At 69.5% G+C, this 16679-nt stretch carries 15 protein-coding genes; 7 read left to right on the top strand and 8 right to left on the bottom strand.

Annotated features, from left to right (window positions below; all coding sequences use genetic code 11):
* The first annotated feature begins 23 nt into the window (after positions 1-23).
* Together AB0M02_RS07140 and AB0M02_RS07135 are read left to right on the top strand one after the other, a co-directional pair.
* Complete coding sequence (locus tag AB0M02_RS07140) at positions 24-1223, top strand: cellulose-binding domain-containing protein (RefSeq protein WP_364222963.1); 1200 nt, start codon at positions 24-26, stop codon at positions 1221-1223.
* 44 nt (positions 1224-1267) lie between these two features.
* On the top strand, positions 1268-2296 hold the full coding sequence (locus AB0M02_RS07135; RefSeq protein WP_364222960.1) for a hypothetical protein: 1029 nt from the start codon (positions 1268-1270) through the stop codon (positions 2294-2296).
* A gap of 4 nt (positions 2297-2300) precedes the next feature.
* Here AB0M02_RS07135 and AB0M02_RS07130 read toward each other — a convergent pair whose 3' ends face one another.
* The 4 genes from AB0M02_RS07130 to AB0M02_RS07115 are packed head-to-tail and all read right to left on the bottom strand — an operon-like array spanning position 2301 to position 5086.
* Complete coding sequence (locus AB0M02_RS07130) at positions 2301-2546, bottom strand: ATP-binding protein (protein WP_364222958.1); 246 nt, start codon at positions 2544-2546, stop codon at positions 2301-2303.
* Complete coding sequence (locus AB0M02_RS07125) at positions 2480-2773, bottom strand: hypothetical protein (protein ID WP_364222955.1); 294 nt, start codon at positions 2771-2773, stop codon at positions 2480-2482. Before AB0M02_RS07125 ends, AB0M02_RS07130 begins: the two co-directional genes overlap by 67 nt.
* A 45-nt stretch (positions 2774-2818) precedes the next feature.
* Positions 2819-3424, bottom strand: a complete 606-nt coding sequence (locus AB0M02_RS07120; protein ID WP_364224477.1) for a response regulator transcription factor — start codon at positions 3422-3424, stop codon at positions 2819-2821.
* A 36-nt stretch (positions 3425-3460) separates the two neighbouring features.
* Positions 3461-5086: a methyl-accepting chemotaxis protein gene (locus AB0M02_RS07115; RefSeq protein ID WP_364222952.1), complete on the bottom strand. Its 1626-nt coding sequence runs from the start codon at positions 5084-5086 to the stop codon at positions 3461-3463.
* Between the two features lie 151 nt (positions 5087-5237).
* On the opposite strand from AB0M02_RS07115, the gene AB0M02_RS07110 reads away from it, so the two are divergent.
* Entirely contained in the window at positions 5238-5618 is a 381-nt protein-coding gene (locus AB0M02_RS07110) for an STAS domain-containing protein (RefSeq protein WP_364222950.1), read from the top strand.
* On the opposite strand, the gene AB0M02_RS07105 is transcribed toward AB0M02_RS07110, so the two are convergent.
* Both AB0M02_RS07105 and AB0M02_RS07100 read right to left on the bottom strand, forming a co-directional pair.
* Positions 5611-8484, bottom strand: coding sequence for a M4 family metallopeptidase (locus tag AB0M02_RS07105; protein WP_364222947.1), 2874 nt, complete (start codon positions 8482-8484; stop codon positions 5611-5613). The two genes, AB0M02_RS07110 and AB0M02_RS07105, sit on opposite strands and share 8 nt — an antisense overlap.
* Positions 8485-8739: 255 nt before the next feature.
* The gene (locus tag AB0M02_RS07100; protein ID WP_364222944.1) at positions 8740-9858 is read right to left on the bottom strand and encodes an acyltransferase; all 1119 of its coding nucleotides are present in this window, start codon (positions 9856-9858) and stop codon (positions 8740-8742) included.
* 132 nt (positions 9859-9990) lie between these two features.
* Between AB0M02_RS07100 and AB0M02_RS07095 the strand changes: the two genes are divergently transcribed.
* Both AB0M02_RS07095 and AB0M02_RS07090 read left to right on the top strand, forming a co-directional pair.
* The gene (locus AB0M02_RS07095) at positions 9991-10503 is read left to right on the top strand and encodes a SigE family RNA polymerase sigma factor (protein WP_364222941.1); all 513 of its coding nucleotides are present in this window, start codon (positions 9991-9993) and stop codon (positions 10501-10503) included.
* 25 nt (positions 10504-10528) lie between these two features.
* Positions 10529-11293 (top strand): hypothetical protein, encoded by a 765-nt coding sequence (locus AB0M02_RS07090; protein WP_364222938.1) that lies wholly within the window; start codon positions 10529-10531, stop codon positions 11291-11293.
* A gap of 51 nt (positions 11294-11344) precedes the next feature.
* Here the strand turns inward: AB0M02_RS07090 and AB0M02_RS07085 are convergent, their stop codons facing one another.
* A complete protein-coding gene (locus AB0M02_RS07085; protein ID WP_364222935.1) occupies positions 11345-12448 on the bottom strand; it encodes a glycoside hydrolase family 19 protein in 1104 nt (367 codons plus the stop codon).
* Positions 12449-12676: 228 nt separating this feature from the next.
* Here AB0M02_RS07085 and AB0M02_RS07080 point away from each other — a divergent pair, with 228 nt between their 5' ends.
* Both AB0M02_RS07080 and AB0M02_RS07075 read left to right on the top strand, forming a co-directional pair.
* Positions 12677-13696, top strand: coding sequence for a GDSL-type esterase/lipase family protein (locus AB0M02_RS07080; protein WP_364222932.1), 1020 nt, complete (start codon positions 12677-12679; stop codon positions 13694-13696).
* Complete coding sequence (locus tag AB0M02_RS07075; RefSeq protein ID WP_364222929.1) at positions 13693-14853, top strand: cellulose binding domain-containing protein; 1161 nt, start codon at positions 13693-13695, stop codon at positions 14851-14853. Before AB0M02_RS07080 ends, AB0M02_RS07075 begins: the two co-directional genes overlap by 4 nt.
* Here AB0M02_RS07075 and AB0M02_RS07070 read toward each other — a convergent pair.
* Entirely contained in the window at positions 14846-16594 is a 1749-nt protein-coding gene (locus AB0M02_RS07070) for a BTAD domain-containing putative transcriptional regulator (RefSeq protein ID WP_364222926.1), read from the bottom strand. The genes AB0M02_RS07075 and AB0M02_RS07070 overlap by 8 nt on opposite strands.
* Positions 16595-16679 lie beyond the last annotated feature (85 nt).

Here is a 16679-nt window from a genome sequence, read left to right as displayed (position 1 = left end):
CCCCCATCCCCGGAGAGTTCCCCATGAAACGACGCTTGGTGTGGATCGGCGCCTGCCTGATGGCCGCCTTCTCCACAGTGGCCGTCCTGCAGTCCGCGTACGCGGCGACCGGTTGCCGTGTCGAGTACTCGGTGACCAACCAGTGGTCCACCGGGTTCCAGGGCTCGATCACGGTCACGAATCTCGGCGACCCGATCAACGGCTGGACCCTGACGTTCGCGTTCCCCGACGCGAACCAGAAGGTCACCCAGGGCTGGAACGCCGGCTGGAGCCAGTCCGGTGCCACGGTCACCGCGACGAACGCCGGCTGGAACGGGACGCTGGCGCCGAGCGCCTCGGTGAACGTGGGGTTCACCGGCACCTGGAGCGGCGCCAACCCGAGCCCCGCGTCCTTCGCGCTCAACGGCACCACCTGTAACGGAACAGCCGCCACCCCGTCGGCTTCGCCGTCCTCGCCGGCCCCGACCACCGACCCGTGGAGTCCTCCGTCCGATCTGGCCGGGCCGCTGGACCGGGTGTGGGCGCATCAGGAGGAGACCTACAGCAATCTGTACGGGTTCAGGAACTACGGCTGGGACCAACTCGTCGCCAACAGCGGCACCGTGAACTACTGCGTGCGGTGGGACTCGACGGCCCACGTCACCGCGGCTCAGCGCGACGCCGTGCACGCCACGCTGCAACGGCAGTACCAGAAGTGGATGGACCAGATGCTCGACAACGGGCAGGGCTGGAACGGCTGGCCGTACCGGCAGGTGCCGGTCAAGGTGGTCGGCTGGGCGGTGCGCGACCGGGCACAGCTGGAATGGACCGACGCCTCCGTCGACGTCTATGTCAACAACATCCGCGAGAACGCGCCGCAGTGCGGTGAACCGTGCGGGCGCTTCTTCCATCAGGACGGCAACTACTCGGGCTGCCCGGGCGGCGCCGCGCACCATTACGACCAGTCGCTCTGGCTCACCGCGGGATTCCAGGGCGGCGCGGGCGGCGACTGGGGCCAGCGGATCGGCTCGGAGTACTACATGAGCAACCTGAGCGCGGAGAACGTCCACATCCTGTTGCATGAGATCGGGCACACGTACGGGCTGGACGACTTCTACGACTGGGATCCGACGCCGGGCCGGGGCTTCATCATGAAGGCCGGCAGCGCCACCCAGATCACCGAGTTCGACAAGTGGATGTTGCGCGACTTCTGGCGTCATCTGAAGAGCCGCTACGGACTCTGAAGACGGGGTCGACAGCACATGGACGGCTGGTAAATTGCGCCTCCATGACGATCCGGGGCACCGCCGCCGCATTGATGACTTTCATTGCCTTGATAGTCGGGCTCGCCGCTCCGGCACAGGCGGCGGCGCCCCCGGCCGACCTCTCGATCAATCTGTCCGGCCCCAGTCAGGTGATGGCCGGCGGCACCGGTGAGTTCCGGATGCACGTCGGCCTCGCCGAGCCGCCCGCCGACCTGACCACGATCCGTGCGGTGCTCACGCTGCCGGCCGGTGTCGCCTTCGAGTCGGCCACACCCGGGGAGGGCGGTCCCTGCACGGCCGCCGGCTCCACGGTGACCTGCGCCGCCGAGAAGAAGGACGAGACGCTCGACGCGTTCGTCTGGCATGTCACGGTGCGCTTCGCCGCCGACATCGCCCTCGGTGACCAGCGGCGGCTCACCGCGGTCGCGTCCTCCGCGGACACCGAGGCCACCCCGGCCAACAACACCCAGAGCGTCGACACCGAGGTCGTGCACCGGGCGGATCTCGGCGTCACCGCGATCCCGCCGACCGGCAAGATCACGCTCGGGCAGCCGGTCAAGTACACCCTGGTCGTGCGCAACCACGGGCCGGGCGTGGTGCAGCACTTCGCGCTGCAGGAGTCGTTCGACTCGCATTGGTACCGCGGTGGCGACGTGCTCGGCACCGACGCGCAGGAGTGCTTCGCCGACCCCGGCATGATGATCTGCGACCTGGCCCGGGAGCTGCGGCCGGACGAGGAGATCCGCCTCGAGCACGTGCTGCCCACCAGCGCGGAGGACACCGTCACGGATCTGCAGCAGGCCGTGCGGGTCTCGCTCTTCCAGTACGCGGGTGACACGAACCCGGCCAACGACGAGGTCGAGGTCCCGCTGGAGTTCACGGCCAAGCCGGGCACCGCTTCGCCGTCACCGAGCGCCACCACGGGCCCGGGCGACGACCCCACTCTCCCGATCACCGGTCCCGGCGCGCTGCCGATCGGCCTGGCCGGCCTCCTGCTGCTGCTGCTCGGAACGGGTGCCGTCCTCGCCACCCGCCGTCGCGGGCGCGCATAGGACCTCAGCGGCGCGGCAACCAGAACTCGATCTCGGTGCCGTCGCCGGGGCGGCTGTGCACGGTGGTGTCGCCGCCGAGGTCGCTGATCCGGCCGCGCATCGACTGCGCGACACCGAGCCGTCCCTCACGGGCGGCCTCGTCGAGACGGCCGGGGTCGAACCCGGTGCCGTTGTCGCGGACGGTTACGCGTACCCCATCTCGATCGCCCAGGCGTCCGGGCGGAGCACCGGCCAGACGATCGGCAGGCACAGCACGCCTCCCGCCGCCAGCAGGTACGGCCACCAGCGCACCAGGCACAGCGCCAGCACGGTCACCGCCAGAGGCGCCAGCGGTGTGATCGGGTTCGGACCGTAGTACGCGTCCGGCCCCATCACGCCGAGCATCGGTGAGAATCCTCCCCCGTGTGAGGACTTCACCATCGCGATCAGCAGACAGCCGCCCAGACCGGCGAGCGCCGTCCATCCCCGTGTGTTCATATCGACGATCATCGCGGATGCGGGAAGCGCCGGGCCTGAGTAGTACTACTCAGATTCGAGACCGTTCTCGATGGCGTACCTGACCAGTTCGGACCGGTTGTGGAACTGGAGCTTGTGCAGGGTGTTCTGGACGTGGTTCTGGACCGTGCGCAGCGAGATCGTCAGGCGCTCGGCCACCTGCTTGTAGGTGAGGCCCTTGGCAACCAGCCGGAGGACCTCGATCTCCCGGGGTGTCAGGCCGGTGTCCAGGCGCCGGTGTTCCCCGAGCACCAGCCCGGCCAGCCCGGCCGTGAAGACCGGTTCGCCCGACGCGGTTCGGCGTACCGCGTCGAGGAACTCCTGCCGCCCGGCCGATTTCACCAGATAACCGGTCGCGCCGGCCTTCACCGCGTCCAGCACGTCCCGCTGCTCCCCACTGGCGGAGAGCATCAAGATCTTCACTGACGGCACCGCGCTCAGCAGGCCGCGGATCACCTCGACCCCGGACAGGTCCGGCAGCTGCAGGTCGAGGACGACCACGTCGGGCCGGGCTGCCGCGGCGACCCGCAGTGCCTGAGCGCCCTCGCCGGTCGTGGCGGTGACCGAGTAACCGGCCTCGGTCAGGTCCCGGGACACCCCGTCCCGCCACATCGGATGGTCGTCGACCACCATCACGCGCACCGTCACGGCCCTATTCTGCGGCCCCGCTCAGATCCGGTACGCCGAGACCGTCTGCTGGAGCTCGGCGGCGGTCCGGGCCAGTTCGGCCGCGGTCTGCTGCGTCTCGGTCGCACCGTCGGTGACCTGGCGGGACGCCTCGGCCACCCCGGCGATCGTCTCGGCGATGCTGGACGAGCCCTCCGCCGCCTGGCTCACGCTGCGGGAGATCTCCGCCGTGGTCGCGGTCTGCTCCTCGACCGCCGCCGCGATCGTCGTCGTGTAGTCGTTGATCGTCGCGATGACCTGGCCGATCTCCTGGATCGCCACCACCGCCGCCGAGCTCTCCGCCTGGATCGCCGCCACCTGCGCGGTGATCTCACCCGTTGCCCGGGCCGTCTCCTGCGCCAGATCCTTGACCTCGGAGGCCACGACAGCGAAGCCCTTGCCCTGCTCACCGGCGCGGGCGGCCTCGATCGTGGCGTTCAGGGCGAGCAGGTTGGTCTGCTCGGCGATCGAGGTGATCAGCGCGACGACCGTGCCGATCTGGTTCGACGCCTCACCGAGCCGCGCCACGCTCGCGTTGGTCGACGCGGCGGCACGTGCGGCGTCCGCCGCGACACCGGCGGCCTCGTTCGCGTTGGTGGCGATCTCCCGGATCGAGACGCCCATCTCGTCGGCTCCGGCGGAGACCGTCAGCACGCTCGTCGACACCTGCCCGGCCGAGTCCGAAACGGTGCCGACCTGCGCCGAGGTCTCCTCGGCGGACGCGGACAGCTGCGACGCCACGGCGGACATCTCCTCGGAGGCGGAGGCGAGCAGCGTCGAGCTGTCGGTGATCCGGCCGACCATCGTGGACATCGCCTCCGCTGTCGTGTTGAGGGCCTCGGACATCCGGCCGACCTCGTCGGTGCTGTCCACGCGGACCCGCGCGGTCAGGTCGCCGTCCGCGATGCGGCCCAGAGCCTCGACGTTGCGCGACAGCGGCCGCACGATCATGCGGGCGATGGCGGCGGCCAGCAGAAGGCCGAGGACCGTACACGCCGCGAGCATGCCGATCACCCAGACGCGGGTGCTGTCGTACCGGTTCTGCGCCACCACCTGCTGCTCGGAGCCGGCCTTGACGGTCTCCTCGGCGAGGGTGCTGAGGTCGGCGCGTACCGCCTTCTTCGTGGCGGCGAGGTCACCCTCGCGCAGCGCGGCGAGCTGGGCGGTCCTGCCGGCTGCGGCAAGGGGCAGCAGATCGCTCTCGACGAGGTCGCTGAAGTGCGCCCAGTCGGTGGCAAAAGACGCCACAGAGGTACGCGCGGCGTCGCTGATCGGGAACGCCCGGTACGCCTCGGCGTTCTCGGTGACCTGCGCCTGCGCCGTGCGGATCGCCTCCTCGGCGGTCGCCCGCTGCTTGTCGGTGGTGGCCAGCTGGTAGTCGTCGACGCCCAGCCAGACCCGGTTCACCGCGCTGCGCAGGTTGCCGATGGTGTTCAGCTCGTGGTTCATCACGTACGCCGACTTCACCTGGTCGTTCGTCGCGCCCAGGCTGTTCAGGGCGTAGAGCCCGTCGCCGACGCTGAACACCGCGATGACTCCCACCGCCGTCATGATCTTCGTGCTGACCCGCCGGTTGCCCAGCAGCCGCCGCAGCGGGCCGGTGCCGGTCGTGGTGGCTTCCTGGGCCATCGGGGAACTCCTCAATGTTTCTGGACGGGTTCAGCTCCAGACATGTCGGCGGGGAAGAGTCCGACCTCAGGCCGGTACAGGAGCGGTTCGGGTTCAGTTCGCTGCGGCACGCGCTGGTTTGCGGATCATGGAGGCGGGTACCGTCGTGGGGATGTCGATGATGGTGGAAGTCACCTACCGCACGGAGCCGGACGGCTCCGTGGTCCACGCGACGATCACCGGTGAGCTCGACCTCGACCGGGCCGACGAGATCCGCGACAGCCTGGCCGGCGCGGCACGCGGCATCACCGCCAAGTTCCTGCGCGTGGACGTCAGCGGCGTCACGTTCCTCGACTCGTACGCCCTGGGTGCGCTGGTCAGCGCACGCAACACGGCGGCGAGCGCGGGCGTCACGCTCACGCTGGCCGACCCGTCGCCGCCGGTGCGCAAGGCGATCGAGGTCACCGGCCTCGCCGACGTGTTCGGACTGCCACCGAGCCGGCCGGATGCGGCCGGCACCGGGGACCCGGCGCCGGCCGCTGACGTCACTTGACCTTCAACTTGACCGAGGTGCTGGTGGCGGTCGCGTTGTAGGTGTTGCCGGCCACGACCACCCGCAGTGTCCAGGTGCCGCGCTTGAAGGACCGCGAGAACGAGTACGCCCCGCTCGCGGCCGTCTTGGTGCTCGTGATCGTCACCCAGCGCGAACCGGACTTGCGCTGCAGGGTCACCTTCACGCCCTTGCGCGCCGGTTTCGCCGTACCCGAAATCTTGATCTTCTTGTTGGCCTTGGGCTTCGTCGTGCTCGCCTTGATCGAGACCGCGTGGCGCACCCACGCCACCGGCGCCGCCGAGGTGGCCGGCCACATCCCGGACGAACCCGTGTAGGTCACCCGGTAGGCCGTGCTGAGCGCGGGCTTGACCGTCGTGCGCCACACGCCCTTCGCGTCGGTCTTCACCGTCGCGACCCGGCTCCAGGTGCTCCGCCCGGCCGGCCGCTGCTCCAGCGTCGCGACCGCCCCGGCGATCGTGGTGGTCCCGCCGCGCATGACCCGGCCGCTGAGCGTGACCGGCTTGCCCCAGGTCACCGCGCCCGGCGAGACGTAGAGCGGAAGGCCGGTCGGGGTGATCGTGACCGTCTTCTCCGGCCCGTCACCGTTCTTGGTGGTCGGCCGCACCCCGATCGTGTACGTCTTACGCGCGTCCAGCCCGGTCAACTGGTGGGAGAGCGTCCGGGCCTCGACCGTCGTCTCGGCACCCGGCGACACCCGAACCTTCCAGCCGCTGACCTCGATGTCCCCGTTCGTGTAGGGCTCCTTGGTCCACTCCACCGTCGCGGTGCCGGAGCCCCCGGTCACGGTGAGGGTGGCGGCGGCGCGCGGCGCGTTCGCCGGCAGGATCTGCCACGGGATCGAGACCGTCACCGATTCGCCGTCGACGTCGGTCGCCGTCAGGACGGTGGTTCCCGAGCCGGGGCTCCCCGGGACACCCCAGATGGGGATCTCGTACCTACCGTCTGATTTACGGTCCGGAGTTCCCAGGTCGATGCCGGGCGGCAGGTCCTGGGCGGTGAAGGTGAGTTTGGTGCCGGCTCCGTCCAGATAGTCCATGTAGTCAGTGATGTACGCCCGGAAGTTGCCGAATCCGCCGGAGCCCAGGCCGATCTGCATGTTCATGGCCGGGGGCGCCGACAGCACCACCGGCGGGCCCTTGACCACCCAGAAGATCCCGACCTTGCTGCTGTTGCCGTCCGGGTCGGTGGCGATGACGGAACTCGAGTAGAGATTCCGGTCCGTGGGCGCACCGCTGATCAGGCCGGAGGCGTCGATCGTCACGCCCGTCGGCAGGCCGGTCGCGCTGAACGTCACCTGCTGGCGCTGCGGGTCCTTGGCGGTGACCTGGATACTGACGGCGTCGCCGATACGCGGCTTGAGGAAGTCCTCCTCGAGCGGGTCGATCTGCGGAACGCCGTACGACGGGTCCGAGCCGTCCACGCCGACCGCCAGCCAGGCGCCGTTCACCGCGGCGCGCTCGGTGCTGTCCGGGCCGTAGAGGTCGGTCGCGGCCTGCAGCGTGGCGTCCCGGGCGAGCGAGAAGTTGGTGTTCGAGACCATGTACAGGGTCAGCGCGCGGTACCAGATCTGCGCGGCCCGGTCGTTGCCGATGCCGGTGACCGGTGCGGCGTCCCCGCACGGCGGGCTGTCGCCCCACTCGGTGACGCCGCTGCCCACCGCCAGGGTGTAGAAGAACTTGTTGCTGATGCCGGACGAGTAGTGCTCGTCGAGGCTCTTGACCGTCGGCGACCAGCAGGATGCCGACTTGCCGTCGAGGCTCGGCTCGTCCATCCGGCGCAGGGCCGGGGCACGGGTCTCGGTCTTCTCACCGATCAGGTAGTCCGGCTTGTCGGCCGGGTTGTTCGCCCAGAACTCGACGAGCGTGCCGAAGATGTCGGCGGTGGACTCGCTCAGGCCGCCGGACTCGCCGCTGTTGAGCAGGTTCGCGGTCTTGTAGTCCAGGCCGTGCGCCACCTCGTGCCCGACCACGTCGAGCGAGGTGAACGGCTTGCCCGCCGGGCTGCCGTCACCGAACCGCACGCACTGGCACGAGTTGGCCCAGGACGCGTTGGCCTCGTTGCGGTCGTTGTGGACGTACGCGGTGATGCCCTTGCCGTCGCCGGCGATCCCGGAACGGCCGAACGTCTCCCGCAGGTAGTCCCACGTCTTCGCCATGCCGTAGAGCACGTCCGCGGCGTCGGTGGCACGGTCGGCGCGGCCGCCGTCGCCCCACTCGTTGTCCGCGTCGGTGAACTCGGCGAACTTGGCCGGGTTGGCGAAGTTGTCCTCGTTCAGGGCGTCGCGGACGGTGTTGCCGCCACGGTCCGGGTCGATCAGCGCGTAGCTGCCGTCGTCCCGTTTCGTGGTGCTCAACGGCACGTCGCCGTTGTGCAGCCCGTGCCCGGTGCCCGACTCGGCCGCGTCCACCAGGTCGAAGTCGCGCCGGATCGTCCCGGTGGTCGCGTCCACGATCACCACGTGATCGCCGTCGGTCACCTCCCAGGCCAGCGCGGGCTTGCCGGCGAAGGCGTCGACCACCTTGCGGGCGGTGCCGCCGCCGGCGATCTCGACGGCCCTCGCGCGGCTGATCTCCGCGGTCGTCGAGACGTCGATCTCCTGCTGCTGCGCCACGGTCGCGCCGGTGAACCGGCCGGCCGCGGTCGAGTGGACGACGAAGTCGCCGCCGAGGACGGGCAGGTCCTGGTAGGTCCGGTGGAAGCGGACGTGCTGGTCACCGCTCGGTTCAACGACGGTGTCGACAGCCTTGTACTTCTCGCCGGGAGCGGCCTTGACCGCGACGGCGTTCTGCTTTATCTGGGTCCGCGCGTTCTTGGCCGCCTTGGTGGGCGTGACCGCCGGAGTCACCTTTGTAGACTTTTCCGGTTTTTCCGGTTTTTCCGTTGCCGCAGGCTTTTCCGGCGTTGCGGTCGTTTCCGGCGGTGCAGTGAACACTGCCGCTTCTGTGCTGTTCCGGTCATTTGCGATCGCGACCCCACCGCCGGTCAGAACCAGCAGAAAGGTGAGCGCGATCAGGCCACGGCGATGCCGCACTGCCATCTCATCATCCCCCGTCGATCATCGATGACGGTGGAACGATACCGGACCGACCTTCTTAGCGCGTCACCGGCGCGGCAGCGCTGCGCGCAGCCTTCGCGACAGGGGCCTCTCGACGAAGCGGTGCACCAGGTAGGAGGCGAGCAACAGGATCGCGATGACCAAAACCAAGGTGACGTACGGGGGGAGCTCGCGCCGCAGTCCGTAGACCAACACCCAGCCGATCTGCTGGTGCAACAGGTACAGCGGGTAGGTCAGCAACCCGGCAGTGGTCAGAGCGCGCCATTTGATCCAGGACAGGCGGCCGAGGGCGACGGCGGCGATCACGACGAACACCAGCGTGACGAACGCGGCGATCGCGAGAGCCTGGTCGGTGTCGACGCTCTTCTTGGCGAAGCCGTGCGGGAAGTAGACGGCGTGGTGCTGACCGATCAGCCAGGACACCCCCACGATGCCCCAGAGCGTCAGGTCCGAGCCGAAGCGGCGGATCATGTAGAACGCGATACCGGCGACGAAGAAAGGTGCCGCCGACGGCTGGACGATCTCGGTGAGCAGCGCGTTGTCGACCGACATCGCGACCGCCGCGGCCACCGTCCAGGCGCAGCAGAACGTGACCACCCGCTGGTAGGTCAGGCCCTTCGCCACGACCAGCGCGAACAGCAGGTAGAACTTCAGCTCCGACCAGAGCGTCCAGTACACCCCGTCCATCGCCGGCACGCCGAGCGGCTCGTGCAGCATCGTCAGGTTGACCAGCATGTCGTTGAACCGGACGTTGCCCCGCATCATCGGCCAGATGCTCACCACGGTGAACGTGAGCAGCACCGCCGCCCAGTACGCCGGGTAGACGCGTACCACCCGGGAGCGGAAGAACTCGCCCAGGCTGCGGCCCCACGCGCTCATGCAGATCGCGAAGCCGCTGATCACGAAGAACATCTCCACGCCCAGCCACCCGAACTGCGTCACCTTCTGCAGCAGCGGGAAGACCTCGCGGACCGACTCGCCCCACGCCTGGGTCGGCCCACCGGCCGGCCGACCGGCCAGGTGGTAGAGCAGCACCATGAACGCCGCGATGAACCGCAGCCCGTCGAGCGCGACGATCCGGTCACCACGCTGCCCGATCTGTTGCGAGGCCGGCGCCGGCGCGGCGGGCTGGGACGGAACGGACGTCAGCGTGGAGGACGACATGAAACCTCAACCGGGGGGTGATCTAGACGGGGCGGCTGGTCAATATACCCGGCGTTCATCTCCCGGAAAGATCGTCCATCCGGTTCGCGGATTTCGGTAAACCTTCCGCCCGGGCTGCCGCGTGTAAGCCGTGTGACCCCCCGAACCGAACCGACGGATACGACCGACGACGGCTTCACGGCGTTCGTCGCGGCCGGCTGGAGGCGCTACCTCTGGACCGCGAGCGTGCTGACCGGTGATCGGCACGCCGGCGAGGAACTGCTCCAGGAGTGCCTCGTCAAGCTCTACACCCGCTGGCGGCGCGTGGCCCGCGACGGCGACCCGCACGCGTACCTGCGGCGCATGCTCGTCAACGGCAACGTCAGCCGGTGGCGGCGCTGGCTGCGCGAGAGGCCGATGGCCGAGACACCGGACCGGTCCGACGGCCGGTCGGCGCCGGTCGAACCGCACGACGCACTGCAGCGTGCCGTCCTGCGGCTGCCACGGCAGCAGCGCGCCGTGATCGTCCTGCGCTACTTCGAGGACCTCACCGAGAAGGAGGCCGCCGCCGTGCTCGGCTGCTCGGTCGGCGCCATCAAATCCACCCACTCCCGCGCCATGGCCAAGTTGCGTGCCGAATCGGCGCTCCTCGAGACCCGCGGCTGATCCCACCCGTTCTGGAAGGAATCCGATGAACGACATCTCCACCGCTCTGCACGACTGGGCCGAGCGGACGCCCGCCGGAGAACCGCCCGTGGCCGGCCTCATCGCGGCGGGCACCAGGCGGCGCAACCGGCGTCGCGCCGCGTCGGCCGGCGCCGCCACCCTCGCCCTCGCCGCCGTGGTCGGTGTGGCCCTCACGACGACCGGCGGCGCGACGGCCCCGCAGTCGCCCCTCGCGCAGGCCGAGACCTCGCCCGCGATGGAGCTGGCGGCGGCCGCCACCTCGACGGCGGGCACCAGCTTCAGGTTCCGGATCGACTCGACGCTGACGCTGTCCGAGTGGCAGATCGACCACGTCACGACGACCTGCACCGGCGCCGTCGACCCGGTCAAGGAGTCCGCGCACCTCGAGTCGCACCCGGTCGAGGCGCGCCTGGTGAACGGCCGGCACTTCATCAGCAAGGACGGCGAGCACTGGGTCGACCGCGGCAAGGGCACCCTCGCCGGATTCATGCTCTGCGGCGACGAGAACGTGCCGTCGCTGGTGGCCTCCGACCCGGCCACCGCACTGAAGAGCCTGAGGAAGGCGAGCATGGTCACCAAGACCGCCGGCGGATACCAGGTCACCGACGACGCGTTCACCGGCACGGTCAAGGTGTCCGGCGGCAAGATCACCGAGTTCAGCTACGCGGTCGACCAGAAGAAGACCAGCGACTATCCGGCGTACACGAAGAACGTGACCATGAAGCTCTCCGGCTATGGCTCGAAGGTCTCGGTCAAGAACCCCCTCTGAAAACGGCGAGGGGGTACGGCCGCCGGCCGTACCCCCTCGTTGGTCCGTCGTTCAGCAGTACAGGTTCCCGCCCGGGGTCACGCCCAGGATGCTCGTGAACCGGTTGTACGCGTCCACCCGGCTCTGCACCTGTGCCGGGTTGCCGCCGTTGCACTCGAGCGAGCCGTTGATGCTGCGGATCGTCTCGCCGAAGCCTCGGCCGTTCACGATCGCCTCGTGCGGCGTCATGGTGCCCGGGCCACGCTGCGTCATCCAGTACCAGACGGCGGTCTGGTAGGCCACCGACGACTCGTTCTTGACCCGGTCCGGGTTGTTGAGCAGGTCGATGCCGAGCGCGTCACCGGCCGCCTTGTAGTTGAAGTTCCAGCTCAGCTGGATCGGCCCACGCCCGTGGTACGCGCTCTGCCCGGCCGGGCACCCGTACGGCTGGCTGCGGTCGCAGTAGAGCGGCCAGTTCGCCTGGTTGATCTCCTCGACGTAGACCAGGCCGCCGGACTCGTGGTTGACGTTCGCCAGGAACGCCGCGGCCTCCTGCTTCTTGACCGTGTCGCTGCCGGTCTTGGTGAACGCCGGGAACTTCTTGATCGCGTCGATCAGCCCCGAGTACGAGTAGAAGGCGATCCGGTTCGGGAACATCTGGTTGAACTGCGCCTCGCTGACCGGGAACCCACCGGATCCGCCGCTGGGCGGCGGGGTCGTGGTGCCGCCACCACCGGAGCAGGTGTACGGCGACCAGTACCAGGTGCTGATGATCGGGTCGTAGCCCGGGTTCGCGTTGGTGGCCCGGTAGTAGAGCCCGTTGGTGTACCGCACGATCGAGCCGGCCGCGTAGTACTGACCCGCCACCCAGTTCGGGTAGTTGCAGCTCGTGCCCCCGCCCGGGGGAGTCGTGGTACCGCCACCGCAGGCGCCGTTGTCGGCCCACACCCCGGACCCGCCGGTGCTGGGCGTCTCGCCCTGCGTCCACCACTTGGCGGTCCAGTTGCGACCGTTGTACGAGGCACGCTGCCCACCGGTGTACACCGCCGAGCTGCTGTACGCCGCCACGCAGGCCTCAGCCGCGTTCGACGCTGTCATGGGCAGAATCGCCGCGGCGGCACCCGCCAAGGCGACGCTGATAGTGGCCACGATCGACAAAAGCCGTTTTCTGGGCATGGCTCACCTTCCGTGCGTCGGGGGACACACTGGCGCGAGGGGGATGAAGTATGCATCGACTCAACTAGATCCCAAGACCCCTCGTCAAGGTATCTGTTAAGAAAGTTCAAAACTTATTGCCCTCCGGACTCGCCCCGCTCCGGATTTCCGCGCTGCAAAGGTGTCATTGACACAAATCGATTGATGGCTGACTCTGGGAGCGCTCCCGTTCCGAGAGGGGAATTTGCCGTGCGACGTCGTGTGCTCGGGTTCCTGGTGGTCGTCTCGACAGTGTTGTCGGCAGCGGTGTCAGCGCCGGCGGCGCAGGCAGCGGTCGGTGACGGCACGCCGAGTGACACCAACATCAGCTTTGTGGGGCGCTGGAACAGGTCCAGTGCCTCGGCGTACGTGCCCTACTGGGCCGGTGCCTACCTGCGGGTCGGGTTCACCGGCCGGACCGTGAAGCTCAAGCAGCGGAACACGATTCAGCTGTGGGCGAGCATCGACGGTAAGGCGTTCACCGCCTTCAGTGGCTCCGGCACGATCAACCTGACCCCGACGGCGCTGGCCGCGGGCAACCACACGTTGATCGTGAGCTACCGGCAGGTGGCCGGCTCGTACACCGGCGACGCGGTCTTCCAGGGTCTCGTGCTCGACTCCGGCGCCACCACGTTCAAGGCGCCGGCGCGCACCCGGCTGGTCGAGTTCGTCGGTGACTCGATCACCGCGGGGACGACGAGCAGCCAGCTGGCCGTGACCGGATACGGCTTCAAGACCGGCGAGCGGCTCGGGTACGACCACACGCAGATCGCGATCGGCGGCATGTGCCTGGCCGAGACAGCGGACGGGTGCTGGGCGCACGAGACCCGGTACTGGATGTCCAGCGGCGGGCAGGCCGGCAGCGATCAGTGGGACTTCTCCCGATACGCGGCCGACGGAGTGGTGATCAACCTGGGCACCAACGACCGGAGCCACGGGGTGGGCAGCGCGGACTTCCAGGCGAAGTACACGAACTTCCTGACGAGAGTCCGGGCGAAGTTCCCGAACGCCAAGCTCTTCGCGCTGCGTACCCTCATCGGTCGTTATGCGTCGGAGACGCAGGCCGCCGTGCGTGCGCGAAACGCCGCGGGTGACCCCAACGTGTTCTATGTGGACACCACCGGATGGTTGCCGTCGGACGGGCTCAGCGACTCGGTCCATCCCAACGACAAGGGTCACCTGGCCATCACCGACCGGCTCGCCCCGATCCTCGCTGCGAGGCTCGCATGAGAAGAACACTGCTGGTCCTGACAGCCACCGCACTCACCGTCGCGGCCGGAGCTCTCGGCGTCTCCAGCGCCGGTGCGGCCGCCACCGCGTGCCGCGTCGACTACCGGATCACCAATCAGTGGACCGGCGGCTTCGGCGCCGATGTCACGCTCACCAACCTCGGCGACGCGGTGACCGGCTGGACCCTCGGCTGGACGCTCGCCGCCGGTCAGGGCGTCACGCAGGCCTGGAACGCCACGGTCAGCGTCTCCGGAACCGCGGTGACCGCCAAGAACGTGGGCTACAACGGCTCGGTGGCCACCGGCGGATCGGTCACCTTCGGCTTCAACGGCACGTGGAGCGGCAGCAATCCGGTCCCCTCGTCGTTCACGCTGAACGGCACCGCGTGCACCGGCGGCACGTCGTCACCGTCACCGACGCCGTGCACCGGGCCGAGCACCCCGCCCGCCACCGCACCGGTCACCGTCTGGATGGCCGGTGACTCGACGATGATGAACGCGAGCGCCTGCCCGATCGGCTGGGGCAGCCAGTTCGGGCCGAACTTCACCAGCGCTGTCACCGTGCAGAACAGCGCTGTCGGCGGGCGCAGCATCCAGACGTGGCTCTACGAGGGCAACGTGACCACGGTGAAGAACTCGGCGGGCGAGTGCACGCTGAGCTCGACCGCGTACAGCTCGCGGTGGACGGCGATGCTGAACGGCTTCAAGTCCGGCGACTACCTGATCGTCCAGTTCGGCATCAACGACGGCGACTCGGCCTGCCCGCGGCATGTCGGCACCGCGCGCTTCAAGGAGCTGCTCGGCGTGATGGCCTCGGCGGCGAAGGCCCGCGGCGTGCGACCGGTCCTCGTCACGCCCGTCGCGGCGATCACCTGCAGCGGCAGCGCCGCCGTCGGCAACCGCGGTTTCGTCACCGAGACGAAGGACGCCGCCGCGGCGAACGGCGTACCGGTGATCGATCTGCACGCGAGGAGCGTGGCGCTGTACAACTCGCTGCGGCTGTGCCCGAACAACGGCGACTACACCACCGGCGCGGTCGGCGCGTTCTTCTGCAACGACCACACCCACTTCGAGGCCGCCGGAGCGCGACAGATCGCCGGCCTGATCGCCACCGCCCTGCGCGAACAGGGCATCCCCCTCGCCGCCTACCTCAAATAGCCGCTATCCGGATCAACGCGTGGAAGCTGTACCGCGCCGGACCGCCGTCAGCGGGCACGGTCTTGGTCAGCAGGTGGCCGGCTCCCAGGTTCTCCAGGGAGGCGGCCACCTCGGCGTGGTCGGTCCCAGTCGCGGCCGTCGCGTCGGCCGCGGTGAAGTCAGCCGTGCCGCTCATCAGCCGAAGGAGCTGCCGGTCCGCGGGCCGCAGCGCACGGAAGGTGGCGGCGAACCTGGCACGGACGTCCAGGTCGGCGACGCGCAGCTCGTCGAGCCGCCGTGACTCGTCCCGCAGCAGCGCGGCGAGTTCCTCCAGCGGCCGGTCAGCGGCGCGGGCGGCGGCCACCCGTACCGCGAGCGGCAGCAGACCGCACAGCCGCACGATCTCGCTCGCCACAGTTCGCTCCTCCTCGTCCGGTTGCCGGCCGAGGACGTTGGCGAACATGGCGATCGCCTCCGGCTCGGCGAGGCAGCCGAGCCCGACGAACTGGGCGCCGTCGAGGCCGGCCAGGCGCCGGCGGCTGGTCACGAGTGCCGCGCAGTCGTCCGTGCCGGGCAGCAGGGCGCGTACCTGGGCCTCGTCCGCCGCGTTGTCGAGCAGCACCAGGACCCGGCGGCCGGCCAGCTCGCTGCGCAGCATCCCGCTGCGCTCGTCGCGGCCGTCCGGAACGCATCGCGGCGGCACACCCAGCGAGCGCAGGAAACGGTAGGCGATCTCCGCGGGGTCGGCCGGTTCGAGCTGGTCGCCCTGCAGGTCCGCATAGAGCTGACCGCCCGGGTACTGGTCGCGCACCCGGTGCGCCAGCGTCGTCGCCAGCGCGGTCTTCCCGGCGCCGGCGAGGCCGGAGATCGCCAGAATCGGCAGCGTGCCCTCCTCGGCGGAGGTGAGGATCCGGGCGCCCCGGGTCAGCTCCACCGACCGGCCCACGAAACCGGCGGCCGCGGGCGGCGTCAGGCAGGGCGCGCTGCGGATCCAGGGTGCGGGCCCGACCGGCTCCCCGGTCAGGATCGCGCGGTGCAGGCCGGTCAGCTGCGGGCCGGGCTCGATGCCTAGGTCGTTGGTCAGCGCGGTACGGGCCGACCGGAAGACCTCGAGCGCCTCGGACGAGTCGCCGCTCTGGTACAGCGCCCGCATGAGCTGCGCGTACGCCCGTTCCCGCAGCGGCTCCTCCTGGATGCTGCGGCGCAGCACCGGGATGACCTCGGCCGGCCGGCCGAGCATCAGCCGGCACTCGATCAGATCCGCCGTGACCTGCGCCCGGTCCTCCTCCAGGTGCGAGGCGAACGTGCTCAGCGCCGAGCCGTCCCGCAGGTTCTCCAGCACCGGCCCGCGCCACATCGCCAGCGCCCGCTCGAAGTGGTCGACCGCGGCCAGCGGGGTGCCGTCGTTCATCTTCGCCCGGCCGAGCCGTGCCTGGGCGCGGAAGTCGTCGAGGTCGAGGTAGTAGCCGTCACCGGTCAGCGCGAGCTGGTAGGCGCCAGGCTTCGCGATCACCTGGACGGTGGCCGGCCAGGCGTGCATGGAACGGCGAAGACCAGCCACATACGTACGCACATTGGCGGTCGCCGACGGCGGTGGCATCCCGCCCCACAGCTCCTCGACGATCTCCTCGATCGGCACCGTCCGGTTCGCGTTGACCAGCAGGTACGCCAGCAGGACGCGCGGCTTCACTCCGGAGAGCCGCACCGGCCGGTTCTCGCGGCGGATCTCCAGCGGGCCGAGCAGACGAAAGGTCAATGTCACCGCCACAGGCTCGTGGCGCGCGCTTACCCGTGGCTTACCCGCGCGAGGTCGTCGCAGGTCAGACAGCCTTACCCCGATCTTGACA

The sequence above is a fragment of the Actinoplanes sp. NPDC051861 genome, assembly GCF_040681145.1.
GTDB lineage: Bacteria > Actinomycetota > Actinomycetes > Mycobacteriales > Micromonosporaceae > Actinoplanes.
Note: the sequence above shows the minus strand (reverse complement) of the source record. Positions and strands in the feature narration are given on the sequence as shown.